Annotated in this window: 23 protein-coding genes; 14 read left to right on the top strand and 9 right to left on the bottom strand. The window is 74.0% G+C overall.

What is annotated here, in order from left to right:
• Positions 1 to 6: 6 nt before the first annotated feature.
• From R7226_RS15425 to R7226_RS15435, 3 genes are read right to left on the bottom strand one after another with little or no spacing between them, the layout of a single operon-like run.
• Complete coding sequence (locus R7226_RS15425; protein ID WP_318598075.1) at positions 7 to 1386, bottom strand: glycerate kinase type-2 family protein; 1380 nt, start codon at positions 1384 to 1386, stop codon at positions 7 to 9.
• Positions 1383 to 2678 (bottom strand): phosphopyruvate hydratase, encoded by a 1296-nt coding sequence (eno, locus tag R7226_RS15430; RefSeq protein ID WP_318598076.1) that lies wholly within the window; start codon positions 2676 to 2678, stop codon positions 1383 to 1385. Before eno ends, R7226_RS15425 begins: the two co-directional genes overlap by 4 nt.
• A gap of 21 nt (positions 2679 to 2699) precedes the next feature.
• A complete protein-coding gene (locus R7226_RS15435; protein ID WP_318598077.1) occupies positions 2700 to 3395 on the bottom strand; it encodes a GntR family transcriptional regulator in 696 nt (231 codons plus the stop codon).
• 70 nt (positions 3396 to 3465) lie between these two features.
• Between R7226_RS15435 and R7226_RS15440 the strand changes: the two genes are divergently transcribed.
• From R7226_RS15440 to R7226_RS15450, 3 genes are all read left to right on the top strand, one after another.
• Positions 3466 to 4848 (top strand): aspartate aminotransferase family protein, encoded by a 1383-nt coding sequence (locus R7226_RS15440; RefSeq protein ID WP_318598078.1) that lies wholly within the window; start codon positions 3466 to 3468, stop codon positions 4846 to 4848.
• 88 nt (positions 4849 to 4936) lie between these two features.
• The gene (locus R7226_RS15445; RefSeq protein WP_318598079.1) at positions 4937 to 6151 is read left to right on the top strand and encodes an NADP-dependent isocitrate dehydrogenase; all 1215 of its coding nucleotides are present in this window, start codon (positions 4937 to 4939) and stop codon (positions 6149 to 6151) included.
• Positions 6152 to 6230: 79 nt separating this feature from the next.
• Positions 6231 to 7025, top strand: coding sequence for a GIDE domain-containing protein (locus tag R7226_RS15450; RefSeq protein WP_318598080.1), 795 nt, complete (start codon positions 6231 to 6233; stop codon positions 7023 to 7025).
• Here R7226_RS15450 and R7226_RS15455 read toward each other — a convergent pair.
• Entirely contained in the window at positions 7022 to 7726 is a 705-nt protein-coding gene (locus tag R7226_RS15455; RefSeq protein ID WP_318598081.1) for a YrhK family protein, read from the bottom strand. The two genes, R7226_RS15450 and R7226_RS15455, sit on opposite strands and share 4 nt — an antisense overlap.
• Positions 7727 to 7854: 128 nt before the next feature.
• Here R7226_RS15455 and R7226_RS15460 point away from each other — a divergent pair, with 128 nt between their 5' ends.
• From R7226_RS15460 to R7226_RS15475, 4 genes are read left to right on the top strand one after another with little or no spacing between them, the layout of a single operon-like run.
• Positions 7855 to 8394, top strand: a complete 540-nt coding sequence (locus R7226_RS15460; protein WP_318598082.1) for a hypothetical protein — start codon at positions 7855 to 7857, stop codon at positions 8392 to 8394.
• Positions 8387 to 9607 carry a hypothetical protein gene (locus tag R7226_RS15465; RefSeq protein ID WP_318598083.1) on the top strand — a complete coding sequence of 407 codons (1221 nt, stop codon included), beginning with the start codon at positions 8387 to 8389 and terminating at the stop codon, positions 9605 to 9607. The genes R7226_RS15460 and R7226_RS15465 overlap by 8 nt, the downstream gene beginning before the upstream one ends.
• A 22-nt stretch (positions 9608 to 9629) precedes the next feature.
• Positions 9630 to 10061 carry a hypothetical protein gene (locus R7226_RS15470; protein ID WP_318598084.1) on the top strand — a complete coding sequence of 144 codons (432 nt, stop codon included), beginning with the start codon at positions 9630 to 9632 and terminating at the stop codon, positions 10059 to 10061.
• Positions 10058 to 12448, top strand: coding sequence for a lanthionine synthetase LanC family protein (locus R7226_RS15475; RefSeq protein WP_318598085.1), 2391 nt, complete (start codon positions 10058 to 10060; stop codon positions 12446 to 12448). The genes R7226_RS15470 and R7226_RS15475 overlap by 4 nt, the downstream gene beginning before the upstream one ends.
• 18 nt (positions 12449 to 12466) lie before the next feature.
• On the opposite strand, the gene R7226_RS15480 is transcribed toward R7226_RS15475, so the two are convergent.
• Positions 12467 to 13822, bottom strand: coding sequence for a chloride channel protein (locus R7226_RS15480; protein WP_318598086.1), 1356 nt, complete (start codon positions 13820 to 13822; stop codon positions 12467 to 12469).
• 28 nt (positions 13823 to 13850) lie between these two features.
• The gene (locus tag R7226_RS15485; RefSeq protein ID WP_318598087.1) at positions 13851 to 15290 is read right to left on the bottom strand and encodes an MFS transporter; all 1440 of its coding nucleotides are present in this window, start codon (positions 15288 to 15290) and stop codon (positions 13851 to 13853) included.
• Positions 15291 to 15392: 102 nt separating this feature from the next.
• Here R7226_RS15485 and R7226_RS15490 point away from each other — a divergent pair, with 102 nt between their 5' ends.
• From R7226_RS15490 to R7226_RS15500, 3 genes are read left to right on the top strand one after another with little or no spacing between them, the layout of a single operon-like run.
• Positions 15393 to 15950 carry a TetR/AcrR family transcriptional regulator gene (locus tag R7226_RS15490; protein WP_318598088.1) on the top strand — a complete coding sequence of 186 codons (558 nt, stop codon included), beginning with the start codon at positions 15393 to 15395 and terminating at the stop codon, positions 15948 to 15950.
• Between the two features lie 22 nt (positions 15951 to 15972).
• Positions 15973 to 17004, top strand: a complete 1032-nt coding sequence (locus R7226_RS15495) for an NADPH:quinone reductase (protein WP_318598089.1) — start codon at positions 15973 to 15975, stop codon at positions 17002 to 17004.
• Between the two features lie 12 nt (positions 17005 to 17016).
• On the top strand, positions 17017 to 18684 hold the full coding sequence (locus tag R7226_RS15500) for a sensor histidine kinase (RefSeq protein WP_318598090.1): 1668 nt from the start codon (positions 17017 to 17019) through the stop codon (positions 18682 to 18684).
• On the opposite strand, the gene R7226_RS15505 is transcribed toward R7226_RS15500, so the two are convergent.
• Positions 18681 to 19826 carry an NAD(P)/FAD-dependent oxidoreductase gene (locus R7226_RS15505; protein ID WP_318598091.1) on the bottom strand — a complete coding sequence of 382 codons (1146 nt, stop codon included), beginning with the start codon at positions 19824 to 19826 and terminating at the stop codon, positions 18681 to 18683. The genes R7226_RS15500 and R7226_RS15505 overlap by 4 nt on opposite strands.
• A 128-nt stretch (positions 19827 to 19954) precedes the next feature.
• On the opposite strand from R7226_RS15505, the gene R7226_RS15510 reads away from it, so the two are divergent.
• Positions 19955 to 20389 (top strand): hypothetical protein, encoded by a 435-nt coding sequence (locus R7226_RS15510; protein WP_318598092.1) that lies wholly within the window; start codon positions 19955 to 19957, stop codon positions 20387 to 20389.
• 481 nt (positions 20390 to 20870) lie between these two features.
• Positions 20871 to 21101, top strand: coding sequence for a hypothetical protein (locus R7226_RS15515; protein ID WP_318598093.1), 231 nt, complete (start codon positions 20871 to 20873; stop codon positions 21099 to 21101).
• Here R7226_RS15515 and R7226_RS15520 read toward each other — a convergent pair.
• Together R7226_RS15520 and R7226_RS15525 are read right to left on the bottom strand one after the other, a co-directional pair.
• On the bottom strand, positions 21089 to 23152 hold the full coding sequence (locus tag R7226_RS15520) for a diguanylate cyclase (protein ID WP_318598094.1): 2064 nt from the start codon (positions 23150 to 23152) through the stop codon (positions 21089 to 21091). The genes R7226_RS15515 and R7226_RS15520 overlap by 13 nt on opposite strands.
• Positions 23153 to 23261: 109 nt before the next feature.
• On the bottom strand, positions 23262 to 23972 hold the full coding sequence (locus R7226_RS15525) for a TetR/AcrR family transcriptional regulator (RefSeq protein ID WP_318598095.1): 711 nt from the start codon (positions 23970 to 23972) through the stop codon (positions 23262 to 23264).
• 75 nt (positions 23973 to 24047) lie between these two features.
• Here R7226_RS15525 and R7226_RS15530 point away from each other — a divergent pair, with 75 nt between their 5' ends.
• On the top strand, positions 24048 to 25079 hold the full coding sequence (locus R7226_RS15530) for an agmatine deiminase family protein (protein WP_318598096.1): 1032 nt from the start codon (positions 24048 to 24050) through the stop codon (positions 25077 to 25079).
• On the top strand, positions 25076 to 26032 hold the full coding sequence (locus tag R7226_RS15535) for a nitrilase-related carbon-nitrogen hydrolase (RefSeq protein WP_318598097.1): 957 nt from the start codon (positions 25076 to 25078) through the stop codon (positions 26030 to 26032). The genes R7226_RS15530 and R7226_RS15535 overlap by 4 nt, the downstream gene beginning before the upstream one ends.
• Positions 26033 to 26047: the final 15 nt, after the last annotated feature.

Below are 26047 nucleotides of genomic sequence, written 5' to 3' on the forward strand. Positions count from 1 at the left end.
GCTGCCTCACTCCTCCGTGCCGAGGACGAAGACGAACAGGTCGTTGACGTTGGTCGCGGTCGGGCCGGTCAGCAGCGCGTCGTCGACCGCCTCCAGCGCCACCGTCGCGCGATGGTCGCGCAGGGCCGCCGGCAGGCTGACGCCGCGCTCGGCGGCGCGCGCGGCGGTCGTGCCGTCGACGAGGCCGCCGGCCAGCGGCGTGCCGCCGTCGATCCCGTCGGTGTCGAGGAAGAGCGCGGCGGCCGGCTTGCCCGCGAGCACGAGCGCGGCCGCGAGCGCCGCCTCCTGGTTGGGGCCGCCGGTCGACAGCGCGGCCTGCGGCGCGAGCGTGACGGTCGTCTCGCCGCCGCAGCCGACGAGCGCGGCGCCGGCCTGCCACGGCGTGCCGTGCGCCAGCGAGTGGGCGGCCAGCCCGGCGAGCAGATGCCCGGCCTCGCGGCTCTCGCCGGTCAGCGTCGTCGAGACGATCTGCGGCGCCAGCCCGAGCGCCTGCGCCTCGACCGCCATCGCGCGACAGGCGGTGTGGCCGTCGGCGAGCATCACCGTCTGGATCCGCTCGGCGTCGAGCGGCGGCGAGGCGGCGTCGCCCTCCAGCAGGTGCTCGCGCACGCTCGCCGGGACGGCGTCCCACAGCCCGTGGTGCTCCAGCGCCGCGATCGCCTCGCCGACGCTGGAGAGGTCGGGGACGGTCGGGTCGGTGATCGCGTCGAGCGGGTTGCCGGCGACGTCGGAGACGGTCAGGTTGACGATCCGCGCCGGCGTCGCCGCCGCGATCCGCCCGCCTTTCAGCAGCGAGACGTGCTTGCGCACGGCGTTGACCTGCTCGATCGGCGCGCCGGAGCGCAGCAGCAGCCGGTGCAGCTCGCGCTTCTCGGCGAAGCTGACGCCGAGCGGCGGCACGCTCGCCAGCGCCGAGGAGCCGCCCGTGAAGCAGCACAGCGCGACGTCCTGGGAGCGCAGCGTGCCGGCGACCTCCAGCAGCCGCCGGCCGGCCGCCAGCGAGCGCTCGCTCGGCAGCGGATGGTCGGCCTCCAGCACCTCGATCGGATCCAGCGGCTCCGCCTCCCCCGCGCGCACGACCACGACCCCGCCCGCCAGCCGCTCGCCGAGCAGGCGCTGCAGCGCCGCCGCGATCGGCAGCGTCGCCTTGCCGGCGCCGAGCACGACGACGCGGGCGTCGGGCGCCAGCTCGAGCGCGCGGCCGTCGACGACGAGCGCGTCGCCGTCGAGCGTGACCAGCAGCTCGGTCGCGGCGCCGGGCTCGCACGCGGCGAGGCCGGCGCCGGCGATCCGCAGCGCCGCGTCGCGCAGCTCGGCATGCCCGTGGTCGAGCAGCCGCGCCGCGACGGCGGCGGGGAACGGCGAGGTGGGCGGGAGCGTCGTCACGTTCCGCTCAGCGCGGGGGCGGGCAGCGCGTCGCCGGCGTAGCGGGCGGTCGCGCCCAGCTCCTCCTCGATCCGCAGCAGGCGGTTGTACTTCGCCGTGCGCTCGCCGCGGATCGGCGCGCCGGTCTTGATCTGGCCGGCGCCGAGCGCGACGACGAGGTCGGCGATGATCGCGTCCTCGGTCTCGCCCGAGCGCTCGGAGACGACCACGGTCCAGCCGGCGCGGTGGGCGGCGTTGGCGGCGTCGAGCGCCTCCGACAGCGTGCCGATCTGGTTGACCTTCCACAGCAGCGAGTTGCCGGCGCCGGCGGCGACCGCGCGCTCGATCCGCGCCGGGTTGGTGACGGTCAGGTCGTCGGCGACGATCTGGATCCCCGAGGCGCGCGTCAGCTCCGCGAAGCCGTCGAAATCCTCCTCCTGCAGCGGGTCCTCGATCGTGACGATGCCGTAGTCGGCGATCAGCGTCAGGTAGCGCTCGATCAGCGCGTCACGGTCGAGCGTCTCGCCCGCGAGCGTGTAGCGGTCGGTCGCCGGGTCGTACCAGTGCGTCGAGGCGGCGTCGAGGCCGTAGACGCAGCCGGAGGCGTAGCCGGCCGCGGCGACCGCCTCGTGCAGCAGCTCCAGCGCCTCCTCCACGCGCGAGAGCTGCGGCGCGAAGCCGCCCTCGTCACCGGTGTTGAGCGCCGCCTTGCCGAACCGCTCCAGCAGGATCTCGGCGAGCGCGAGGTCGATCTCCGTCGACCACTGCAGCGCCTCGAGCATCGAGCCGGCGCCGACGGGGATCACGATCACCTCCTGCATGTCGAGGTCGTTGGAGGCGTGCTTGCCGCCGTTGATGAGGTTGACCAGCGGCGCCGGCAGCACGTGCGCGTCGGCGTTGAGCGCGCGGTAGAGCGGCTGGCCGGTGCGGGCCGCGGCGGCGCGGGCGAAGGCGAGCGAGATCGGCAGCAGCGCGTTGGCGCCGAGGCGGCCCTTGTCGGGCGTGCCGTCGAGCGCGATCAGGCGCGCGTCCAGCTCGCGCTGCGAGTCGACGGTGCGGCCGACGAGCGCGTCGGCCAGCTCGCCGTTGACGGCGCCGACGGCGCCGAGCACGCCGAAGCCGCCGAAGCGGCTGCCGCCGTCGCGCAGCTCGCGCGCCTCGTTGGAGCCGGTCGAACGGCCCGACGGGACGTCGGCGGTCGCGAGGTGGGCGCCGTCGAGCTCGAGGTCGACCTGGACGGTCGGGAGGCCTCGGCAGTCGAGCACCTCGCGGGCGCGCACGCGGGTGATCGTCGGAGCGCTGCTGGGGGTCACTGGTTCGTTCTCCTCGTGGGGCTACGTGGTGGAATCCGGTGAGACGCTGCCGGCGCGGACGCCCGGCAGCGAGCCGAGCAGGTTTCTCTCGGCGTCGCGGAGGTGGACGTCGAGCAGGCGCTGGGCCTTGCGCACGTCGCCGGCGGCGACCGGCTCCAGCAGCTCGCGATGCTCGCGCGCGACCTCGACCGGGCGGTCGTAGTGCGGCCGCAGCTGCACGAGGCAGAAGACGATCTCCGCCTCGGTCGCGGCGTAGGTGCGCGAGATGCGGACGCTGCCGGCGGCGTCGATCAGCGCGCGGTGGAAGGCGCGGTCGTACTCGACGACCTCGTGCCAGCCGGCGTCGTCGCCGAGCGACTCCAGCGCCGCCAGCGCGGCGACCGCGTCGGGCGGGCAGTAGGCGCGGCTGGCGACGTCGCGCATCGCCTCGTGCTCCAGCAGCGCGCGGATGCGGAAGACGTCGGTGATGTCCTCGGCGGTGAGGATCGGCACGTGCACGCCGCGGTGCGGCTCGTGCCGCAGCAGTCCGTCGCTGACGAGCTGGCGCATCGCGGCGCGCAGCGTGTGGCGCGAGACGCCCAGCTCCGCCGCGGCCTGCTCCTCGACGATCCGCGCGCCCGGACCGAGCACGCCGTCGAGCACGCGCGAGCGCAACGTGGCGACCGCCTCGTCGACGGCGGAGCGGCCGCTTGAAGGTGGTGTGGAGAGAGGTTGCACAACAGGATTGTTGCACAATCTTGTTCGACGCGCAAGACTGCGGGCCTCGCCCCCGACCCCGGAGTCCGTCATGCCCGACGCCGCCTCAGCCGCCCCCACATCGATCGACCGCGACCGTCTCGCGACCCTCTTCGCCGCCGAGCGCGCGCGCTTCGCCGAGCAGCATCCGGCCTCGCGCGCGCTCCACGAGCAGGCCGGCGGCGCACTGCTGAGCGGCGTCCCGATGAACTGGATGACGCGCTGGCCGGGCGACTTCCCGCTGTTCGCGCGCGCCGCGCAGGGCAGCCACGTGACCGACGTCGACGGGCGCGACTACACCGACTTCTGCCTCGGCGACACCGGCGCGATGACCGGCCACGCCCCCGCCCCCACGCTCGCCGCGATCGCCGAGCAGAGCGCGCGCGGGCTGACGCTGATGCTGCCGACCGAGCAGGCGGCGCCGGCCGGCGAGGAGCTGGCGCGGCGGTTCGGGCTGCCGCTGTGGCAGTTCACGCTCTCGGCCAGCGACGCCAACCGTTTCGTGCTGCGGCTGGCGCGGCAGCTGACCGGGCGGCCGAAGGTGCTCGTCTTCAACCACTGCTACCACGGCAGCGTCGACGAGACCGTCGCGCGCCTCGGCGACGACGGCCTCACCGTCGAGCCGCGCCACGGCAACATCGGCCCGGCGGTCGACCCGGCGCAGACGACGCGCGTGGTCGAGTTCAACGACCTCGCCGCGCTCGAACGCGAGCTGGCCGCCGGCGACGTCGCCGCCGTGCTCGCCGAGCCGGCGCTGACGAACATCGGCATCGTGCTGCCCGACCCCGGCTACCACGACGAGCTGCGCCGTCTCACGCGCGCGCACGGGACGCTGCTGGTGATCGACGAGACGCACACGCTCTGCTGCGGCCCCGGCGGCGCGACCGCCGCGTGGGGGCTGGAGCCCGACGTCGTCACGATCGGCAAGCCGATCGCGGGCGGGATCCCGACCGGTGCCTACGGCCTCACCGCCGCCGTCGCCGAGCGCGTGCTGGCGGGGACCGTCTGGGACGCGGCCGACGTCGGCGGCGTCGGCGGCACGCTCGCCGGCAACCCGCTGCAGCTGGCGGCCGTGCGCGCGACGCTGGAGCAGGTGCTGACCGACGACGCCTACGCGCACATGGTCGCGATGGCCGAGCGCTTCACCGCGGGCGTGCAGGAGACGATCGACAGCGCCGGCCTCGACTGGCACGTGACGCGGCTCGGCTGCCGCGTCGAGTACATGTTCGGCGCGCGCCCGGCGCGCAGCGGCGGCGAGGCGGCCGCCGCCTTCGACGCCGAGCTGGACGCCTACCTGCACCTGCACATGCTCAACCGCGACGTGCTGATGACGCCGTTCCACATGATGGCGCTGATGTGCCCCGCGACCAGCGTCGCCGACGTCGACCGCCACACGGCCGCGTTCGCGGAGGCCGTCGCCGCGCTGACCGGCTGACGGCACGGGGAGCCGCGAGCGGGCGGGTCGCGGCGCGCCTCAATATCCTGCGGCGTTCCCGATCGAACAAGGACACCAAAAGCTCCCCATGGCCAAGATCAAGGTGAAGAACCCCATCGTCGAGCTCGACGGCGACGAGATGACCCGGATCATCTGGCAGTTCATCAAGGACCAGCTGATCCTCCCGTACGTCGACGTCGACCTGAAGTACTACGACCTCGGGATGGAGAGCCGCGACGCGACCGACGACCAGATCACGGTCGACGCCGCCAACGCGATCAAGCAGTACGGCGTCGGCGTCAAGTGCGCGACGATCACGCCTGACGAGGCGCGCGTCGAGGAGTTCGGCCTCAAGGAGATGTACCGCTCGCCGAACGGCACGATCCGCAACATCCTCGGCGGCGTCGTCTTCCGCGAGCCGATCGTCATCTCGAACATCCCCCGCCTCGTCCCGGGCTGGACGAAGCCGATCGTGATCGGCCGTCACGCCTTCGGCGACCAGTACCGCGCGACCGACACGCTGATCCCGGGCGAGGGCACGCTGACCCTCACCTACACGCCCAAGGACGGCGGCGAGCCGGTCGAGCTGAACGTCTACGACTTCAGAAGCAGCGGCATCGCGATGGCGATGTACAACGTCGACGACTCGATCCGCGACTTCGCGCGCGCCTCGATGCGCTACGGCCTCGATCGTGGCTTCCCGGTCTACCTGTCGACCAAGAACACGATCATGAAGAAGTACGACGGGCGCTTCAAGGACCTCTTCCAGGAGGTCTTCGACGCCGAGTTCAAGGCCGACTTCGAGAAGGCCGGGATCACCTACGAGCATCGTCTGATCGACGACATGGTCGCCGCCGCGATGAAGTGGGAGGGCGGCTACGTCTGGGCGTGCAAGAACTACGACGGCGACGTCCAGTCGGACACCGTCGCGCAGGGCTTCGGCTCGCTCGGCCTGATGACCTCCGTGCTGACGACGCCGGACGGCAAGACGGTCGAGGCCGAGGCCGCGCACGGCACCGTCACGCGCCACTACCGCCAGCACCAGCAGGGCAAGCCGACCTCGACCAACCCGATCGCGTCGATCTTCGCGTGGACCCGCGGCCTCGCCGCGCGCGGCCGCATGGACGACACGCCCGAGGTGACGGAGTTCGCGCAGACGCTCGAGCGCGTCTGCGTCGAGACCGTCGAGAGCGGCAAGATGACGAAGGACCTGGCGCTGCTGGTCGGCCCCGACCAGCCGTTCCAGACGACGCAGGAGTTCCTCGCCTCGATCGACGAGAACCTCCAGGCGGCGATGAAGTAGCCGATCACTAGGAGGTAGGCGCCTCGCAGCCGGCGAGGCGCCGCCCCCAGGCCCGCCGCCGTATCCCAGGAGGAGACGGATGTTCTTCGCGTTTGCAGGTGCAGCGATCGTCTTGTTCCTCCTCGCCTGGTTCTGCCTCCGCAGCGCGCGCGGGCAGGAGGCGAAGGCCTCCGCGCTGACGCTGACCGACACCTCCACCTGCGGCGAGATCGCCGAGCTGGCCAAGAGCGTCGGCAGCGAGGTCGGCGCCGGCAGCTTCAGCCAGCGCTGCGAGGTGATCGGCCTCGCCGAGCTCGACGGCGGCGGTGTCCACGCGCCGGAGACGAGAGCCGACGTCGTCTGGCACCGCACGCGCGTCACGCACCGCTGGTACGAGATGGAGCGCACGACCGACAGCAGAGGCAAGACCAGCACCCGCCGCGTCGAGAAGAGCGACGTCGTCTCCGACTACTCCTCCGAGATCGCCTTCGCCGTCGCCGACGGCAGCGGGCGCGTGCTCGTGAAGGCGCTCGGCGCCGAGATCGACGAGCCGGAGAAGTCGGTCGACCGGATGGACGGCGTCGGCAGCGACGTCGCGACCTCGTTCACCTCGCTGCTGCTCGGCGGCGGCCAGAGCGGCACGATCGGCTTCGAGGTCGAGGAGTGGGTGCTGCGGCCCGGCACGAGAATCTACGTCCACGGCGAGGTCGGTGACGATGGCGGCCGGCTCGTCTTCGGCGCCGGCGACGGCCGCCTGCTCGTCTCCACGCGCAGCGAGAGAGAGATCGTCGCCGGCCACAGAAGCGGCGCGAAGTGGCTGAAGGTCGGCGCGATCGCGGCCGTCACGCTCGGCGCCGCGTCGATCGTCGCCGCGATCGTCTCGCTGTTCGCCTAGTCGCCCGCCGGCGCGGGCGCGGCGGCACCGGCCCGCTGCTGCCGGTCGGCCTGCAGCGGCAGCAGCACGGCGCCGATCAGGAAGCAGAGCGCGCCCAGCGCGGTGCCGCCGTTGGCGATCGCGTCGTTGACGGCGGTGCCGGTCGCCGGCCGCACGAACGCGGCGATCGCCGAGGCGCCGAAGGCGATCGAGCCGAGCAGGTTGGCGGCCGCGATCTGCCAGTCGACGTCGCGCGGCCGCCACGACAGCCAGCGATGCTCGGAGTTGGCGAAGGCGAGCAGGCTGGCGGCGAGGAAGCAGGCGGACCCGATCATGTCCGGTCCCCACACGCGCACGTCGGCCTGGCCGGCGGTGAGGGCGCGGTCGAGCGCGGCGAACGTGTTGACGTTGAAGAGGACCGTGCCGGGGAACTGGATCGCCGCCGCCAGCCAGTCGACCCGCTGCGGCAGCCACGCGCGCGGTCGCAGCGCTCGCCGTTCGTGCGCCGGGCGCGCCCTGTGCGGCACCTCGGAGGCGGCGATCAGCTGCAGCAGCGCGGCGCTCGTGAAGAAGACGGAGCCGAGCGCGAAGCCGGCGCCGACCCAGCGCGCGTCGACGTCGGCGAGCGCGGCGATCCCCGGGAACAGGAACAGCAGCGAGCCGACCGCGAACAGCAGTCCCGTCCACCACGCCAGCCGATCCGGTCGCCACCACACGGACATCGCGCGCAGTCTCCCACGCTCAGGCGGCCCGCGCGCCTGAGCGCCAAGCCGCGTCAGACCTATTTCAAGTCTTTCATTGCTCCATTAGCCTGCCTTCCGGACCGGGGAATCTGACGATCGGAGCGGAGATGTCGTTCACGTCGAGACGGCTGCGCGTCCAGCTGCCGTGCGGGGAGCAGACCATCGTCGAGCTCGACGAAGCGGAGGACGTGCGCGCGAGAATCGCGCGCCCGCTCGATCCGACGATCGCCCAGATCTGCATCAACCACTTCCAGACGCGCCCGTGGCTGTGCCAGTTCCAGTTCCACTCGCGCTGCCTCACGTGGCAGTCCTGTCTCACGTGGCGGTCGAACTGCGGCTTCGTCAGCCCGCAGACCGATCTGACCTGCTTCGCGGGCACGCGGACCTGCAACTTCAGCCCGATACCGACCGACCCGACGATACCGACCGATCCGACGATACCGACGGACCCGACCACCCCGATACAGACCGGTACGCCCGTGGTCGCCGGGCCGAGCGAGGTGCTCATCGCGCCCGAGCACCTCGACGTCCTGCGCAGCAGCCTGAACACGCAGCTCGAGGCGCTCAGAGTGGCCGGCGATCAGCTGCAGGCGCGCATCGAGGAGATCGAGCAGGCGAGAGAGCAGCTGCGCAAGCGCGATGGCTGACGGTCAGCCGAGCGCGCCGCCGGCCGCGACGCCGCTCGCCGGCGCGGTGCTGCGCGCCAATCCCAGCTACGAGCTGCTGCCGCTCGACCGCCTCGCCGCGCCCGAGCGCGAGCAGGTCGTGCGCGAGCACGGCGACGCCGAGGAGCTGTACGGCGTGCTGCGCCCGCGCGGCGGCAGCCAGCTCGACCCGCGCGCCGTCTCGCCCGAGACCGCGCTGCTGCTGCTGACGCTGCGCGAGCCCGGCCCGCTGCCGCGCTACGCCGCGGCGCGCGGCGAGCAGGAGACCGCACAGGCGCTGACGCGGCTCGTGCTCGACGACGTGCTGCAGGTCGAGCACGGCGGCGACTGGCTGTCAGGCGCCGCCGCCGCGACGCTGCTGCTGGCGACCCGGTCCGCCGGCGGCCGCGGCCGCGTCGGCGAGCTGTCGCTGGCGGCGCTGCGCTACGGCGCCGCGCTCGGTCCGCTGCCCGAGCCGCTGCTGGCGCGGCGGCTCTACTTCTACGGCGTGCGACCGCCGTCGGCGCGACTGCGCCGCGAATGGGGCGACCCCGGCGCGCACGCCGCGCGGCTCGGCCTCGATGCCGGCGGCGGCGCCCGCGCCGTGCTGCGCGCGGGCTGGTCCGAAGTCGTGGCGCCCGACGGCGAGCGGCGCCCCTGGCGCCAGTGGCGGCGGCAGGCGACCGGCGCCGCCGCTCCGCCGCGCGCCGACTGGAAGCTGTACGTCAGCCCGACCGCGGACGCGCTGCCGGAGGCGTTCGCGGCGGTCGCCGAGACGCTCGCGCGCAGCCACGGCGTGAGCGCCTTCAAGGTCGGCGGCGACCTGCGCGGGATCAGCCGGCCGGACAAGCTCGTCGCGTACTTCGACGGGCTCGATGACCTGCGCGAGGGCGCGGCGCTGCTGCGCGAGCGGCTCGCCGGCTGCCCTGCTCAGGGCGTCCCGTTCACCGCCCCGATCACCTCCGACGGCCTGCTGTCGTGGGGCGCCGACCCGCCCGCCGCGAGCGGCGGACAGGAGCACGGCGAGCGATCGAGCTGGCGGCTGTGGATCGCCGAGCGGCTGGCGCAGTACCTCTCGTCGGCGGCGCGCGAGCGGCGCCCCGACGGGCTGGAGCCGTGGCGGTTCGCGCTCGAACGGCTGCGGCTGAGCGGGGTCGACACCGACACCTGGGCGCCCGCGGCCGGGATGTGGCCGGAGGCGCTCGCGAGCGCATGAGCACACGATCAGGGAGTCAGCGATGTCATTCAGCTCCAAGCGCCTGCGGGTGCGCCTGCCCTGCGGCGAGCAGACCGTCCTCGACGCCGGTCAGCAGACGGCCACGCGCGGGTGCGACTGGCGCTTCGCCACCGAACTGGGGACGGAGCAGATAGCGGCGGAGGCCGGCTGCGAGTGGCCGATGTCAGGGGTGATCTGCAACGGCATAGTCGACTCGGTCGCGGCATGCGTGGAGGTCTTCTCGATGCCGACCTGCGACTTCACGAGAGAGTACCCGCCGCCCGGCGGCTTCTGCACGCCGGTGACGGTCGAGCCGCAGCGCGACCCGGGCACCGTGCTGGTCGATCCCGACGACCTGCCGCGGCTGCGCGCGCAGCTCGAACGGACGCTGGAGGAGGTCCAGGCGCAGCTGAGAGAGATCGACGACGCGCAGGAGCAGCTGAAGCGGCGATGAGCATCGCCGAGCTTCGCTTCGTGCTGCCGGCCGACGTCGTGATCGAGCCGGTCGCGACGCTGCCGCAGGAGCTGCGTGAGCAGGTCGACCACGCCGACGGCGACTGCGCCGTCACGCGACCCCGCTCGCGCTCGAACTCGAGCATCGTCGACGCGCGCACCGCCGCGCTGCTGGAGCGTTTCCGCGCGCCCGAGACGATCGTCGGGGCGGTGATCGCATACAGCAGAGCGACCGGCGTCGATCCGCGCGCGACGCTCGACGACGCCTTCGCCGTGCTGAGCGGCTTCGTCAACGAGGGCCTGCTGGTGTCGAGCGAGTCGGAGCTGGCGGAGCCGATCGCGGCCTCGCTGGAAGCGGGCGCGCAGGTCGGCGAGCTGACGCTCGTCGAGCCGCTGCAGGTGCTCGCCGACGTCGAGGTCCACCTGGTGCGCGCGGCCGACGGCGAGCCGGCGGCGCTGAAGCTGGCGCGCGCCGGCGCCGGCCGGCACGTCGGAGCCACGCTCGCGCACGAGGCGGCGGTCCTGCGACAGCTCGACGGGAGCGTCGCGCCGCGCCTGCTCGCCGTCGGCGAGCACGACGAGCGGCCGTACCTCGCGCTCTCCTGGTGCGCCGGCATCGACCTGCACGGCGCCGCCACCGAGGCGCGCGCGCTCGGCGCGGCCGGTCGCGCGCCGCTGCTCGCGCTCGCCGAGCGCGTGCTGAGCGCGTACGCGCTCCTGCACGAGCGGGAGCTGCTGCACGGCGACGTCCACCCGCGCAACGCGATCAGCGGGCCCGACGGCTCCGTCACGCTGATCGACTTCGGGCTCGCGACGCGCCCGGCCGCTCCCGGCAGCGTCCACGCCGGACTGCGCGGCGGGGTCGACTTCTTCCTCGATCCCGAGACGGCCGCCGCGCGCCTCGCCCGCGGCGCGACGCCGGCGCTGTCGCCGGCCGGCGAGCAGTACTCGCTCGGCGCGCTGCTGCAGCTGCTGCTGACCGGGGCCCACACGCACGACTTCTCGCTCGAGCCCGAGCAGATGCTGCGACAGCTGGTCGAGCAGCCGCCGGTGCCGTTCTCCCGCCACGACGCCGGCGACCTCGCCGCCGTCGAGCGCGTCGTCGGGCGCGCGCTCGCCAAACAGCCGGAGGAGCGGTTCGCGTCCACGCGCGCGCTGCTCGACGCCTTCCGCCAGGCCGCCGCCGAGGACCTGTCGAGACCGCGCGCCGCGCCGCCGCGCCGCGCCGAGCAGGCCGCCGCGCGGCAGCTGGTCGACGACGTGCTCGGCCGCCTCGCGGTTCCCGGCCCGCTGTACGACGGCGGCCTCGCCGCGCCGACCGCCTCGGCGATGAACGGCGGTGCCGGCTTCGCGTACGCGCTGCTGCGGATCGCGCGGGCGCGCGGCGACGACGCGCTGACGGCGGCCGCCGACCTGTGGTCGACCCAGGCGCAGCTCTCCGCCGGCACCCACGACGCCTTCTGGAACGAGGAGCTGGAGATCGTGCCGGAGAAGTTCGGCGAGTCCTCCTTCTACCACCACGCCGCGGGCGTCCACGCGGTGCAGGCGCTCGTCGCCGAGGCCCGCGGCGACGACGCGGCGCTGCTGTTCGCGCTCGACGGCTTCCTGACGGCGGCCAGCGATCCCTGCGACCAGCTCGACGTCACGTTCGGCCGCGCCGGCCTGCTGCTCGGCAGCGCGCTGCTGCTCGACGCGCTGCCGGCCGCGCTCGACGCCGAGCCGCTGCTGGCGCTCGGTGACCGCCTCGCGGCGAGCCTCTGGGAGGAGGTCGCCGCCGCGCCGCCGGCCACGCTCGGGGCCGCGCACGGCGAGGCCGGCTTCCTGTTCGCGCTGCTGCGCTGGAGCGAGGCCTCCGGCGCCGCGCCGCCGCCCGCGCTCGCGCAGCGACTCGAGCTGCTCGCGACGCTGGCGCTGCCGTCCGGCCGCGGGCTGCGCTGGCAGCCGGAGGCCGGCGCCGGCGGCATAGCCCGCAGCGGGCTGGAGTCGAGCTGGTGCAACGGCGCCGCCGGCTGGGTCCACCTGTGGGCCGCGGCCCACCGCCGCGACGGCGACGAGCGCTTCGCGCGCCTGGCTGAGCGCGCCGCCTGGACGGCCTACGAGGGCGCGGCGGCGTCGGTCTCCGACCTCTGCTGCGGCTTCGCCGGCCGTGCCTACGCGCTGCTGGCGGTGCACGAGCTGACCGGGGAGCAGGTCTGGTTCGCGCGGGCGCGGCTGCTCGGCGACGCGGCCGCCGCCGGGATCGGCGCCAGCGCGCTGCGGCGCGACAGCCTCTACAAGGGCGAGATCGGCGTCGCGCTGCTGCTGGCCGAGCTGGACGCGGCGGAGCCGGCCGGCATGCCGCTGTTCGCCGCCGATCGCCGCCCGGCGGTCACGCGGCCGGCGCGATGAGGGATCGCCGCCCGGCGGTCAGGAGGCCGGCGCTGAGCCGGCCGGCGCGATGACGGCGGCGGTGCCGGCGGCCGCTCTCGCGGCGGCCCGTCTGTCGAGCGCGGCGGTGACGATCCACGCCGCCGAGACGGCCAGCACCGCGGCCGGTGCGGCGTCGAGCCCCTGTGTCCCGGCCAGCAGCGTCCCCAGCAGCAGCGAGGCGAACAGCAGCCGCGTCGCCGCCGCCATCCCGGCGGCCGCGCCGGCCGCGACCGCGACCGTCGGCGACAGGTCGAAGACGATCACGCCGAGCGTGCCGAGCGCGACGCCGAGGAAGATCGCCGGGAAGACGGGGCCGCCGCGGAAGCCGCAGCCGAGGCAGATCGCGTAGGCCAGCGCCTTCGCCGCGATCAGCAGCACGACGATCCCGAACGAGTTCTCGGAGGTGATCGTCGCAACGGTCGTCTGGCCGGAGAAGAGCACGTCGGCATCGGAGGGCGCGCCGCACCAGACCGCGATCTGCGCGGTCAGGCCGACGGCGAGCCCGCCGGCCAGCAGCAGCCCGGCCATGCCGAGGCGGCGCTCCTTCGCGGCGACCGCCCCGCCGATCGCCCGCACGACGCCCATCGCGAGCGCGGCGAGCACCCCGATCGCGATCGCGATCAGCAGGTCCGGCAGGTGGATGTCGTCGTAGAGCGGCAGGTCCGGGATCGTCAGCTGCTGCGCCTTCAGGCCGCCCCAGTCGCCGATCCCGATGAAGATCGTGTAGCCGATCCCGGCCGCCACGAGGCCCGGCAGCAGCGCCGCGATCAGCGCTCTGCCGCGCGAGATGCCGGCCTCGACGAGCAGCACGCCCGCGACCAGCGGGCCGCCGAAGAGCGCCGCCACGGCGGCGAACGAGCCGGCGGTCGCGACGACCGTTCTCTCCTCGTCGCCCAGTCTGATCCAGCCCGTCACAGCAAGCCCGACGACCGAGCCGAGCGCGATCAGCGGAGCCTCCGGGCCGAGCACGGCGCCGAACGGCAGCGTGCCGAGCGCCGCCAGCACGACGCCGGGCCCGTACACCGCCGGCGTCGGCCGTGGGTCGAGCCCCTTCAGCGGCGAGTGACCGCCGTCGCCGGGCAGGAAGCGGCGGGCGGCGATCACGACCAGCGCGCCGAGCACGGGCAGCACGATCACGAGGTACCACGGCGGCGCGCTGTGGCCGAGCGCGTCGGGCAGGTCGGTCCACAGCCACTCCTCCAGCTGGTGGACGAGCGCGAGGAAGCCGACCGCGACGAGCGCGGCCGGGATCCCGATCAGCGCGCCGAGCCCGACGAGGCGCAGGTAGGCGCCGCCGCTCAGCGCCGGGGCGGGCGCCGGCTCCGGCGGCGGCGCTGCGGGCGTCTCGCTCATGCGGCGGGACGCTACACGCGCTGAGCGCTCAGCGCACGGGAATTCCGTCCGCCACCGCCGCTGCCTGCCCGCTCGGCCGCGCCTTGAAGGCCCGCCGCGCCGGTATCAGCAGCGCGATCAGCCCGGCGGCGAGGCCGCCGGCCGCGCCCATCAGGAAGGCGAGCTTGAAGCCCTCATCCTCGGGGAGGCCGCTGCTGAGCAGATGGCCGGCGACGATCGACGCGGCGACCTGCGAGCCGATCGAGGCGCCGACGTTGCGCATGATCGTGTTGACGCCGGTCGCCTCGCCGGTCTCGTGCGCGTCGACCGCCTGCACGATCAGGTTCGGCAGTGCGGCGAAGGCGGCGCCGACGCCGCCGTTGAGGATGCAGACCCAGAGGATCACGAGCGCGATGCTGGAGTGGGCGAAGGCCATCCCGACGAGGCCGCCGGCCGCGACGAGGCAGCCGACGACGAGCGGCATCTTCGAGCCGCTGCGCTCGCCGATGCGGCCGACCAGCGGCGCGACGAACAGCATCATGATCCCGCCCGGCGCCATCAGCAGGCCGGCGACGGTCGCGTTGAGGCCGAAGCCGTAGCCGGTCGCGTCGGGCAGCTGCGCCAACTGCGGGACGAGCACGAAGGTGCCGAAGAGGCCGAAGCCGACGAGCAGCGTCGCGAGGTTGGTCGTCAGCACCGGCCGCCGCGCCATCGTTCTCATGTTGATCAGCGGCGCCGGGTGGCGGCGCTCGAACAGCACGAAGAGGACGAGCACGACGAGGCCGGCGGCGATCAGGCCGAGCGTCTTGGTCGAGCCCCAGCCCCAGTCGTTGGCGCGCGAGATCGCGATCAGGACGGCGGAGAGGCCGACGGCGAGGATGCCCGCGCCGGCGAGGTCGAGCGTGCCGGGCGTGCGCACCGGCGACTCGGGCACGAACTTGACGACGGCGATCGCCGAGCCGACGCCCATCGCGGCGGCGAGCCAGAAGATCCAGTGGAAGCTGACCTGGTCGGCGAGCAGGCCGCCGAGCGGCAGGCCGATCGCGCCGCCGATGCCGGCGACGGCGCCGAGCAGCGCGATGCCGCTGGGGACGCGCTCGCGCGGGAACTCGTCGCGCACGATGCCGAAGGAGAGCGGGAAGACGCCGCCGCCCATCCCCTGCAGGCCGCGGCCGACGATCATCAGCGCGAGCGAGTCGGAGAGCGCGCAGACGACGGAGCCGATCGCGAAGAGGGCGAGCGAGACGGCGAGGTAGCGCTCCTTGCCGAACATGTCGCCGAGGCGGCCGAAGATCGGCGTCGCGATCGAGGCGACGAGGAAGTAGGCGGTCACCAGCCAGGTCACGTCGCTGGAGGAGACGCCCAGCTCGTGCTGCATGTCGCCGAGCGCGGGGATCACGGTCGTCTGCGCCAGCGCGAAGGCGAGCGCGCCGATCGCGAGGATCGCGAGCGTCGTCTGGTGGTGCTGCCGTGGTGCGGATTGGGTCATCGAGAGGAGGTGGGTCCGAGGGCCTTACCGGAGGGACCCCTCCGGTATCGAGGCACCACACGCTAGCACCAAACGGAGGAAGCCCTCCGGTATGTTTGCGGGATGTCGACCCGCGCCCCACGCCGTGACGCGCTGCGCAACCGCGCCCACCTGATCGCCGTCGCCACGCAGGCCTTCCGCGAGCAGGGGCTGCAGGTCGGCGTCGACGAGATCGCGCGCCGCGCGCAGGTCGGGATCGCGACGCTCTACCGCCACTTCCCGACGAAGGGCGACCTCGTCGTCGCCGTCTCGACCGAGCTGCTGCGCGAGACCGAGCGGGTCCGCGACGAGGTGCTCGCGGGCAGCGCCAGCGGCGACGAGCTGTCGCGCTTCCTGCACGCCTCGCTCGAGCAGCTCCAGCTCAACCGCGGCTTCGTCGAGGCGCTCGCGCAGCACCCGCCTGACCCTGAGATCCGCCAGCGGATGCGCGCGCGGATGGTGGAGCTGCTGACGCCGCTGGTGCAGCGCGCGCACGCGACCGGCGAGCTGCACGACGGGCTCGACGCCGTCGACCTCGTGATCGCCTTCCGCATGCTCGGCGCCGGCTCGACGCCCGACGTCGGGCGACCGCCCGAGCGCTACCTCGCGCTGCTGCTCGCCGGCCTGCGTGCGGGCGTGTAGTCGAGCGGGCAGACTCCGGCCCATGAAGGCGATCGTCTACACGCGCACGGGCGGGCCGGAAGTGCTCGAAACCGTCGAGCGCGAGCTGCCCAACCCCGGCCCCGGCGAGGTCCGCGTGCGGATCGTCGTCTCGGGCGTCAACCCGACCGACTGGAAGGCGCGCGCCGGCAGCGGCGTCGGCGGCAGAGCGCTGCCACGGCCGCAGGTCCCCAACCAGGACGGCGCCGGCGTCGTCGACGCCGTCGGCGACGACGTCACCGCGCTCTCCCCCGGCGACCGCGTGTGGGTCTGGGACGCCGCCTGGCAGCGCGCCGACGGCACCGCGCAGGAGCAGGTCGTGCTGCCAGAGGCGCAGGTCGTCGCCCTCCCCGCCGCCGCCTCCTTCGACGTCGGCGCCTCGCTCGGGATCCCGGCGCTGACCGCCCACCGCACGCTGACCGCGCGCGAGGGCGGCCCGGCGCGGCTGGCGCCCGGCGCGCTCGCCGGGACGACCGTGCTCGTCGCCGGCGGCGCCGGCGCCGTCGGCCACGCCGCGATCCAGCTGGCGAAGTGGGCCGGCGCGACCGTGATCACGACGATCAGCAGCGCGGCGAAGGCGCAGCTCGTGCGCGCGGCCGGGGTCGACCACGTCGTCAACTACCGCGAGCAGGACGTCGTCGCGGCCGTGCGCGAGCTGGCGCCCGACGGCGTGCAGATCGTCGTCGAGGTCAACCCGGCCGCCAACGTCGCGCTCGACACGCGCCTGCTGGCGCCGGGCGGCACCGTCGCGATCTACGCCGACGACGGCAGCACCGACGACGTCGCGGTCCCGATCCGGCCGAACATGATGACCAACGCCCGCTTCCAGTTCGTGCTCACCTACACGACGACGCCGGAGCAGAAGCGCGACGCCGTCGAAGCGGTCGCGGCGGCGGTCGCCGACGGCGCGCTGCCGGTCGGCGCCGACGCCGGCCTGCCGCTGACGCGCTTCCCGCTGTCGGAGACGGCGGCCGCGCACGCGGCGGTCGAGGCGGGGACCGTGGGCAAGGTGCTGGTCGACGTCACGGAGGCATAGAGTCCGCCGCCGATGCTCGACGAGAAGCGCCTGCGACGGATCCTCGAAGTCGGACGCTCGGTCGTCTCCGAGCTGGAGCTGGAGACGCTGCTGAGGCGCGTGCTGGAAGAGGCGCGCGCGCTGACCGGCGCCAGATACGCCGCGCTCGGGATCCTCGACGAGCAGCGGCGCGAGCTGGAGCGCTTCCTGACGGTCGGGATCGACCCTGCCGCGCATGCCGCGATCGGTGACCTGCCGCGCGGCCGCGGCGTGCTCGGCGTGCTGATCAGCGATCCCAGACCGCTGCGGCTCGACGACGTCGGCGAGCACGTGCGCTCCTACGGCTTTCCCGACGCCCATCCGCGCATGCGGACGTTCCTCGGCGTGCCGGTGATCGTGCGCGGCAAGGCGTACGGCAACCTCTACCTGACCGAGAAGGAGGACGGCGAGCCGTTCGACGCCGACGACGAGGAGGCGATCGTGCTGCTCGCCGGCTGGGCGTCGGTCGCGATCGCCAACGCGCGCTCCTACGACGGCGAGCTGCGCCGTCGCCACGAGCTGGAGCAGGCGGTGCGGGCGCTGGAGGCGACGACCGCGATCGCGCGCGCGGTCGGCGGCGAGACCGACCTCGAGCGCGTGCTGGAGCTGATCGCCAAGCGGGCGCGGGCGCTGGTCGAGGCGCGCGGGGTGCTGATCCTGCTGCGCGAGGGGCCCGAGCTGCACGTGACCGCGCTCGCCGGAGAGGTCGGCGACGGGCTGCTGGGCGTGCGCGTGCCGGTCGAGGGCTCGGTCAGCGGCACCGTGATGCGCGAGCGGCGCGTCGAACGGCTGACCGACGTGCGCGCCGAGCTGCGCTTCGCGCTCGCCGAGCAGGTCGACGCCTCGACCGGCCTGTTCGTCCCGCTCGTCTTCCGCGGCCGCCCGCTCGGCGTGCTGTGCGCCTTCGACCGCGGCGGCGACGGCGCGGCCTTCACGCACGAGGACGAGCTGCTGCTGGAGAGCTTCGCGGCGAGCGCGGCGACGGCGGTCGCGACCGCGCAGACGGTCGCCAGCGAGGGGCTGCGGCGCTCGATCGAGGCGAGCGAGCGCGAGCGCCAGCGGTGGGCGCGCGAGCTGCACGACGAGACGCTGCAGGAGCTGGCCGGGCTCAAGGTGCTGCTGGCCGGCGCGCGCCGCGCCAGAGAGCTGCCGGTCGTGCAGGCGACGATCGAGACGGCGCTGGAGCAGATCGACACCGAGATCGCCGGCCTGCGACGGCTGATCACCGACCTGCGCCCGGCCGCGCTCGACGTCTTCGGGACGCAGTCGGCGCTGGAGGCGCTGGCTGAGCGGATCGCCGCGACCTCCGGCCTCGACGTCGCGCTCGACGTCGACCTCGCGCACGAGTCGGGCCGCGCCGAGGCGCGCCCGGCGGCAGCGGTCGAGGACACGCTCTACCGGCTCGTCCAGGAGGCGCTGACGAACGTCGTCAAGCACGCCGACGCCAGCCGCGTCGAGGTGACGCTGCGCGAGGCCGACGGCACGATCGACGTGACCGTCGCCGACGACGGCTGCGGCTTCGACCCGGCGGCGGGCAGCGACGGCTTCGGCCTGCTGGGGATGCGCGAGCGCGTCACGCTCGCCGGCGGCCGCCTCGCGGTCGAGTCGAGCGCCGGCGCCGGCACGACGGTGCGGGCGTCGCTGCCGGCGAGGCGGGACTAAGCCACCGCCGCCGCCTGGCGGTCGGCGAGGTAGGGCGCGAGGTGGCGCGCGGCGATCTTGTGCGGCGGCCACCACGGGCAGCTGTGCGAGACGCTGGAGGAGACGCCGACGCCGCCGACGACGGTCGCTGAGAGGTAGAGCGGCTCGCCGCCGGTCAGCAGCATCGCGCGCAGGTGCGGGCGCAGCTCGGCCGAGCGGCCGCCGATCGCCGCCGCGACCGCGTCGGCCTGCTGCGTGGCGACGCCGCCCTGCTTGAGCGGGAACGTCGTCGCGTCGCCGATCGCGTAGACGTCGTCGAGGCCGCGCACGGCGCAGTGGTTGTCGACGCGCACGAAGCCGCTGCGGTCGAGCGGCAACCCCTCGATCGCCGGGCCGCGCAGCGCCGGCAGCGCGACGACGCGGTCGATCGCGATGCGGCGGTCGTCCTCTGTCTCCAGCGACGAGAGCGCGAGCGTGCGGCCGTCGTAGTCGTGCGCGCGGGTCGCGCCCGCGAAGGTGATCCCGGCATCGGCGAGCAACTGCCCGACGGCGTCGCTGCCGGCGCCGTGGAAGGCGGCCAGCGGCTCCTCCTCGGGCGTGACGAGCGTGAGCGCGAGGTCGACGGCGGCGACCTCCGCGGCCCGCTCGGCGGTCATCAGCGCCAGCTCATACAGCGGCAGCGGCCAGCAGCCGCCGGTCGGCACGACGAAGGCGATCGAGCGCGTGATGCCCGTCTCCAGCTCGCGCACGATCCAGGAGAAGTCGTCGCTCTCGCCGCCGCCGAAGAAGGTGACGGCGCCCGGCAGCGCCTCGTGCGAGATCGCTCCGGTCGCGACGACGAGCGCGTCGTAGGGGAGCGCGCGACCGTCGGCGGTCTGCGCGACGCGGCGGCCGCCGTCGACCCCGCGCAGCAGCCCGCGCACGAGCGTCGCGTCGAGGTCGTCGCAGATCTCGTCGAGCCGGTAGCGCCGCTCGGGCGCCTGCCCGAACGGCTCGGTCACCGCCAGCGGCTTGTAGACCAGCTCGTCGCCGGGGGCGATCACGGTCACGTCGAAGGTCGCGCCGCGCGGCAGCGCGCGCAGTGCCAGCAGCGTCTCGACGGCGGCGACGCCGCCGCCCGCGATCACGACGCGCCGGCTGGAGGAGGTCGGCCACTTGAGCATGCGCCCACGCTACGCGCGCCCTGCCCGCCCGCCATCGGTGCAAGCGCGCGGATCGCTCCGGGGAACTACGGAGGAGTGCGGCGTCAGTTCGATCAACCAGATAGTGGTGCTCAGGGTAGGATCGCTTCATGCCCCCTGCCGCGGCAGCCGACGCCCATCCCCATCGCCTTCAGCGACTCGCGCTGGCGCTCGCGGCCGTGGTCGTGTCGGTCAACATCTGGACCGGCGCGCCGCTGCTGGCGCTGTGGGTCGGCTCGCGGACGACCGGCAGCACGCGGCTGAACATGGGCTCAGTCGTGCTCGTGGTGATCGTGCTCGCCGTCTGTGTCGGTCTGCTGGTCGCGCTGCTGGCGCGGATCAACGCGGCGTACGAGCGCGCCGCCGGCCACGTCGACGGCCCCCGCACCTCGGCGCCATGGCTGCGCAGCCTGCGCGGCGAGCGCCCCGGCGACGCCGCCTTCCGCGTCGTCGAGCAGATCTCGGTCTGCAGCGTCGCCGTCTGCGCGCTGCTGTTCAACGTCTGGTTCTTCTTCTTCGCCGGCTCGCCGCTGGGACCGGCGTGAGCGGCGACCGACACGCCATCACACCTGCTTCAGTGATTTAATCACTCCAGGATCACGACGAGCCAGCCTCATCCCCTCCAGAACTGCCGAGGCTCCAACCTCGGCCGGGGCGGCAGCCCCGAGAAAGGAGGTGATGGAGATGGAACAGCTCGTATTGGTCCTGTTGCTGCTGCTCGTGATCCTCTGGATAACGAGATGAGCAGCGACGGCTCCGGGTCGTGGCAGCGATCCGGAGCCCTCCTTCACGACGAACGCCCGAGGTGGCAGCCCCGGGCGTTCTGAGGTGATGGGATGGAATCGCATCGCCTTGGTCCTTTGCCGATGGTATCTCATCTCGCTCCGTTTTCCAGGTCGCGCCGCTGACCGGCGCCGCGACGCCAAGCGGACTGCTACGTTCAGAAACGGCGGCGCTCACGATCGGCGCCCCAGAGGTCATGACTGCCTCGCATCTCCGATGCCCCCTGCCCGCAAGGAGCCGGCCGTGCAGTCAAGTGATCTCAACTTCCCCACCTTCGCCGCAGCCGCCCACCACGCGCAGATACGGTGGGCGCTGTTCGCCCACCGCGATGTCCGCGACGTGCTGCTGACGCTCCATTCCGACACGCTGCGCGTGCTGCACAGCGGCCCGGTCGACGCCGCCGCGTGGAGCGCGACGTTGATCGCCGCCGGCTTCCCGGCGCCCGAGATCGAGGCCGTGCGTCAGGCTGCGTGACGCGAGCCGGCCGCGCGCACCGTGCCGGCGGCCGGGCACGGTCCCGCGACCGCGCAGAAGGTGACGGCGCAGAAGGCGTCGACGACGCGCGGGTCGAACTGCGCGCCGGCGCAGCGACGCAGCTCCGCGACCGCCGCCTCGTGCGCCAGCGGCACCTGGTACGGACGCTCGCTCGTCATCGCGCTGTAGGCGTCGCAGACGGCGACGATCCGCGCCCCCAGCGGTATCGCCTCGCCGGCGAGGCCGTCGGGGTAGCCGCCGCCGTCCCAGCGCTCGTGGCTGGCGCGCACCAGCAGCGCGACCTGCCGCATCGCCGGTGACGCCGACAGGATCCGGTCGCCGATCACGGTGTGCTGGCGCATCAGGCGCCACTCGTCGTCGTCGAGCGGGCCGGGCTTGTGCAGGACGACCTCCGGCACGGCGATCTTGCCGATGTCGTGCAGCTCGGCGGCGCGCGCGACCTCGTCGAGCCGCTCGCCCGCGAGGCCGAGCCGCCTGGCGACCGCGAGCGACAGCTCGGTGACGCCGTCGGAGTGGTCGCGCAGCTCCGGCTCGCGCTCGCGCAGCACCGCCATCAGCACGTCGGCGGTCTGCCTGCGGCTGGCCGGGCGGCGGCCGTCCTTCTGCGCGTACATGCGCTCGTCCGCGACGCCGAGCGCCCGCTCCGCGTCGCCGGCCTCGCTCGGCAGCAGCGCGACGCCGAAGGAGGTCGTCACCTCGAAGCCCTCGCCGTGCTCGGAGAGCGCGTCGCGGCAGCGCCGCAGCAGCGGGCCGTCGGGAGCGTGCGTGCCGTCGAGCAGCGCGCAGAACTCGTCGCCGCCGAGCCGATAGGCCGTCCCCTGCGCGCCGACCGCGCCGCGGAGCGCGACTGCCAGCCGGCGCAGCAGCATGTCGCCGGCGACGTGGCCGAAGCCGTCGTTGTAGCGCTTGAAGCCGTCGAGGTCGAAGAAGGCGAGCGTGCGCGGGCTGCTGGCGGCGCCGTCGGCCAGCGCGGCGACGAGGTCGTCGATCAGCGCACGGCGGTTGGCGAGACCGGTCAGGCCGTCGGTGCGGGCCTCCTGCTGGGAGAGCGCGAGCAGCCGCATGTGCACTCTGTAGTTCGCGCTCGCGCGACCCACCGCGACGACCATCGCCGCGAGCGCCAGCAGCGAGGCGGCGAGCGGGATCTCCCGCAGCTGCCCGTAGAAGGTGATGCCGAGCGCCACCAGCGCGAAACAGGCGGGGAAGAGGAACAGCTCGCGTCTGAGCATCAGCTGGGGGTCGGGCCGCGGCCAGGACTGCCAGGCGGCCCAGCCGCAGCAGAGCAGCGCCGCCGGCCACAGGACCGAGATCAGCGAGCCCTCGCGATAGCCGCCCGTGGCGACCGCCACGAGGTAGGCGGTGTCGGCGATCGAGACCGTGACCGCGCCGGCGCCGAGCAGCAGCCAGCCGCGGCTCGGCCGCCATCCCTGCGTCGCGAAGGCGGTCAGCACGAGGCCGACGAGCGCGATGTCACCGATCGGGTAGGCGAGCTCGACCGCGGTCTTCGTCGCCTCGGCGCCGTTGGCGCTGACCAGCTCGTCCCACAGCACCGCGGTCGCGAGCGCCGCGAGTGCGAGTCCGCCGATCAGACCATCCAGCCACAGCCGCGCCGCCTCGCCGTCGCGGCGGCCGGTCAGCAGCACGACGATCCCGGCGGCCGCGAGCGGATACCAGGCGAGGTAGAAGACGTCGGCGACGTCGGGGTAGTGGGGCGCCTGCTCGTTGAAGGTCCAGACCACGTCGCCGGCCAGCCAGCAGCCCGCGGCCGCGGCGATCAGTCCCCAGGCGACGCGGCGCTGAGCCACGAGGACCGCGCGCGCGACACAGGCGAGCACGCCGGCAAGCTCCAGCGAGAGGTAGAGCGCGTGGTCGAAGAGGATGTGCGCCACCTCGCCGTCGTCGGGCAGCAGCGCGTGCGCGACCAGCGCGGCGAGACCTGCGACGGTGGCGGCGAGCAGCACGCGATGGAGCGCGTGGGCGGGAAGCCCCGGATGTCGGACCGCGACAGCGATGACAGGATGATCGGTCATGAGCGTTCGCGCTTGACGCCCCGAACACTGTTACGCAGGAAGAGTGGGCGCGCACACACTCAACCATCCGTCCGGAGAAACGTGCGATGGTGCCCACTTGTGAAGTGCGCTATTGAGCCGCAGCGCGCTCGATCGCCGCGACCAGCAGGTCGACGCCCGCCTCGAAGATCTCCCGCTGCGGCGGGAAGAGGTGCGGCGCGGCGGCGGCGGCGTGCGGCAGCGTCTCGCCGTCGAGCCCGGCGTAGACGCGGCGCATCGCGGCGCGGTCGGCGACGCGCGGGTCGGGCGCGTGCTCCAGCAGCGTCGCGTAGAGACCGGAGCCGACGACGAAGTTCTCGATCACGTGGAAGAGGCGGGCGGCGTCGGCCGGCGACAGGCCGGCGTCGGCGAGGATCGCCAGCAGGCGCTCGTTCATGCGCACGAGGCGCGGCTCGTCGTCGGGCTGGCGGGCGATCAGCGTCGCCAGCTCGGGGTGGACGCGGTAGCGCTCCAGCTCGTGGCGCAGCTCGGCCCGCAGGCGCACGCGCCAGTCGTCGGCGGGGTCGAGCGCGGGCGCCTCGGCGAAGCTGCGGCCGGCCAGCTCGACGAGCAGCTCCTCTTTGTTGCGGAAGTGGCGGTAGAGCGCGGTCGGGTCGGCGCCCAGCTCGGCGCCGATGCGACGCATCGAGAGCGCGTCGAGCCCCTCCGCCGAGACGACGCGCTCGGCGGCGACGACGATCGCGTCCCGGTCGAGGCGGACACGGCGGCCGCCGCGCGCGGGCGCTTCCGCAGCTCGCTGCGCACCGCCGCCCGCAGGCGCGCTTCTGTCACCTTCGGCCATCGTGCGCCACCCTATCGTGTCAACGCGTTGTCAACGCGTTGACATCAGCTTGCGCCGGGCGCTAGGCTGCGCTTCATGAGCACGACGACGCGCGCCGCCGGCCTGCGGATGCCGGCCGAATGGGCGCCCCACGAGCGAACGTTGATCGCATGGCCGGCGCGAGAGGCGGCATGGCGCGGAACGACGATCGAGGAGGCGCGCGAGGCGCACGTGCAGACGGTCGCCGCCGTCGCCGCCTTCGAGCCGGTCACGCTCGTCGCCGACCCCGCCCACGCGGCCGACGCGCGCAGACGCGTCCCGGCCGAGAACGTCGAGGTCGTCGAGCTGCCGATCGACGACTCGTGGCTGCGCGACTCCGGTCCGCTCGTCGTCACCGGCGTCGACGGCGCGCGCGCCGGGATCGACTTCCGCTTCAACGCCTGGGGCGAGGCGTTCACCCCCTACGACAACGACGCGGCGGTCGCGCAGCGGCTGCTCGCGCACCTCGGCATCGAGCGCTTCGGCTCGCCGCTCGTGCTCGAAGGCGGCTCGATCGCGGTCGACGGCGAGGGCACGCTCGTGACGACCGAGCAGTGCCTGCTCAACCCCAACCGCAACGCGCTGCTGGAGCGGCCGGAGATCGAGGAGGAGCTCCGCCTGCAGCTCGGCGCCGAGCGGATCGTGTGGCTCGGCCAGGGTCTCGTCGAGGACGCCGACACCGACGGCCACGTCGACAACATCGCCGCGTTCGTCGCGCCCGGCAGGGTGCTGCTGCAGACCGTCGAGGACCACGACGACCCCAACTACGCCAACGCTGCCGAGAACAGGCGGCGGCTGCGCGACGCCGGCCTCGACGTCATAGACCTCACGCTGCTGCCGCGCACACGCCGCGAGGAGGGCGACGCCGTCGCGATCCCGTACATGAACTTCTACCTCTGCAACGGCGGCGCGGTCGTGCCGCTGGCGCAGCTCGACCACGACATGGACGACGAGGCGCTGACGCGGCTGCGCGCGCTGCTGCCCGGCCGCGAGGTCGTCGGCGTCCCCGGCCGCACGCTCGCGCTCGGCGGCGGCGGCGTCCACTGCATCACCCAACAAGTCCCTGCTGTCCCGGAGAGCGCCGCATGAGCGACTACGAGCTGATCGTCAACACGACCCCGCCCGTGTCGCTGGCGGAGGGCGAGGGGGGAGCGGGCCCGCGGGCGCCGTTCCGGATCGGCGCCGTGCAGCAGCGCTGGAACCCTGACGCCGACGCGCACACCGCCGCGCTGAGCGAGGGCATTGGGCTCGCCGCCCGCGAGGGCGCGACGCTCGTCTGCCTGCAGGAGCTGACACTCTCCCCCTACTTCGCGATCACGCCCGACGGCCCGGCCGCGGCCGGCGCCGCGCCCGAACCGCTCGAAGACGGCCCGACGATCACCTTCGCGCGCGCGGCCGCCGCGGAGCATGACGTCCACGTGCACGCGTCGCTGTTCGAGGCCGCCGACGGCCCGGGCGGACCGGACGGCCTCGGCTACAACACCGCGATCGTCGTCGCCCCCGACGGGACGCTCGTCAGCCGCACGCGCAAGCTGCACATCCCGATCACGGCCGGCTACTACGAGGACAGATACTTCCGTGCCGGGCCGGCCGCCGGCGACGGCGATCCGTACCCGGTGATCGAGCTGCCGGGCGCGAAGTTCGGCTTCCCGACCTGCTGGGACCAGTGGTTCCCCGAGCTGGCGCGCGCCTACGCGCTCGGCGGCGCCGAGGCGATCGTCTACCCGACCGCGATCGGCTCCGAGCCCGACCATCCCGGCTTCGACACCCAGCCGCAGTGGGAGAAGGTGATCGTCGCCAACGGCATCACCAACGGCACCTTCATGATCGCCGTCAACCGCATCGGCCACGAGGAGCCGCTGACCTTCTACGGGTCGAGCTTCGTCAGCGATCCGTACGGCCGCATCCTCGTGCAGGCCCCGCGCCAGGAGCCGGCCGTGCTCGTCGCCGACCTCGACCTGACGCAGGGCCCCGACTGGCTGGCGCTCTTCCCCTTCCTCACCACGCGCCGGCCGGACACGTACGCGCCGCTGGCGCGCTGACGGGACCCCGGCGCG

Origin of the sequence: Conexibacter stalactiti (assembly GCF_033542075.1) — a bacterium.
In the GTDB taxonomy this organism is placed as follows: Bacteria; Actinomycetota; Thermoleophilia; order Solirubrobacterales; family Solirubrobacteraceae; genus Conexibacter; species Conexibacter stalactiti.

Coding starts and splice junctions, on each gene's coding strand:
- R7226_RS15475 (WP_318598085.1), top strand. CDS start 10,058: ATGAGCATCGCCGAGCTTCGCTTCGTGCTGCCGGCCGACGTCGTGATC.
- R7226_RS15455 (WP_318598081.1), bottom strand. CDS start 7,726: ATGTCCGTGTGGTGGCGACCGGATCGGCTGGCGTGGTGGACGGGACTG.
- R7226_RS15535 (WP_318598097.1), top strand. CDS start 25,076: ATGAGCGACTACGAGCTGATCGTCAACACGACCCCGCCCGTGTCGCTG.
- R7226_RS15485 (WP_318598087.1), bottom strand. CDS start 15,290: ATGACCCAATCCGCACCACGGCAGCACCACCAGACGACGCTCGCGATC.
- R7226_RS15530 (WP_318598096.1), top strand. CDS start 24,048: ATGAGCACGACGACGCGCGCCGCCGGCCTGCGGATGCCGGCCGAATGG.
- R7226_RS15440 (WP_318598078.1), top strand. CDS start 3,466: ATGCCCGACGCCGCCTCAGCCGCCCCCACATCGATCGACCGCGACCGT.
- R7226_RS15460 (WP_318598082.1), top strand. CDS start 7,855: ATGTCGTTCACGTCGAGACGGCTGCGCGTCCAGCTGCCGTGCGGGGAG.
- R7226_RS15510 (WP_318598092.1), top strand. CDS start 19,955: ATGCCCCCTGCCGCGGCAGCCGACGCCCATCCCCATCGCCTTCAGCGA.
- R7226_RS15505 (WP_318598091.1), bottom strand. CDS start 19,826: ATGCTCAAGTGGCCGACCTCCTCCAGCCGGCGCGTCGTGATCGCGGGC.
- R7226_RS15500 (WP_318598090.1), top strand. CDS start 17,017: ATGCTCGACGAGAAGCGCCTGCGACGGATCCTCGAAGTCGGACGCTCG.
- R7226_RS15445 (WP_318598079.1), top strand. CDS start 4,937: ATGGCCAAGATCAAGGTGAAGAACCCCATCGTCGAGCTCGACGGCGAC.
- R7226_RS15470 (WP_318598084.1), top strand. CDS start 9,630: ATGTCATTCAGCTCCAAGCGCCTGCGGGTGCGCCTGCCCTGCGGCGAG.
- R7226_RS15465 (WP_318598083.1), top strand. CDS start 8,387: ATGGCTGACGGTCAGCCGAGCGCGCCGCCGGCCGCGACGCCGCTCGCC.
- R7226_RS15450 (WP_318598080.1), top strand. CDS start 6,231: ATGTTCTTCGCGTTTGCAGGTGCAGCGATCGTCTTGTTCCTCCTCGCC.
- R7226_RS15490 (WP_318598088.1), top strand. CDS start 15,393: ATGTCGACCCGCGCCCCACGCCGTGACGCGCTGCGCAACCGCGCCCAC.
- R7226_RS15520 (WP_318598094.1), bottom strand. CDS start 23,152: ATGACCGATCATCCTGTCATCGCTGTCGCGGTCCGACATCCGGGGCTT.
- R7226_RS15525 (WP_318598095.1), bottom strand. CDS start 23,972: ATGGCCGAAGGTGACAGAAGCGCGCCTGCGGGCGGCGGTGCGCAGCGA.
- R7226_RS15480 (WP_318598086.1), bottom strand. CDS start 13,822: ATGAGCGAGACGCCCGCAGCGCCGCCGCCGGAGCCGGCGCCCGCCCCG.
- R7226_RS15495 (WP_318598089.1), top strand. CDS start 15,973: ATGAAGGCGATCGTCTACACGCGCACGGGCGGGCCGGAAGTGCTCGAA.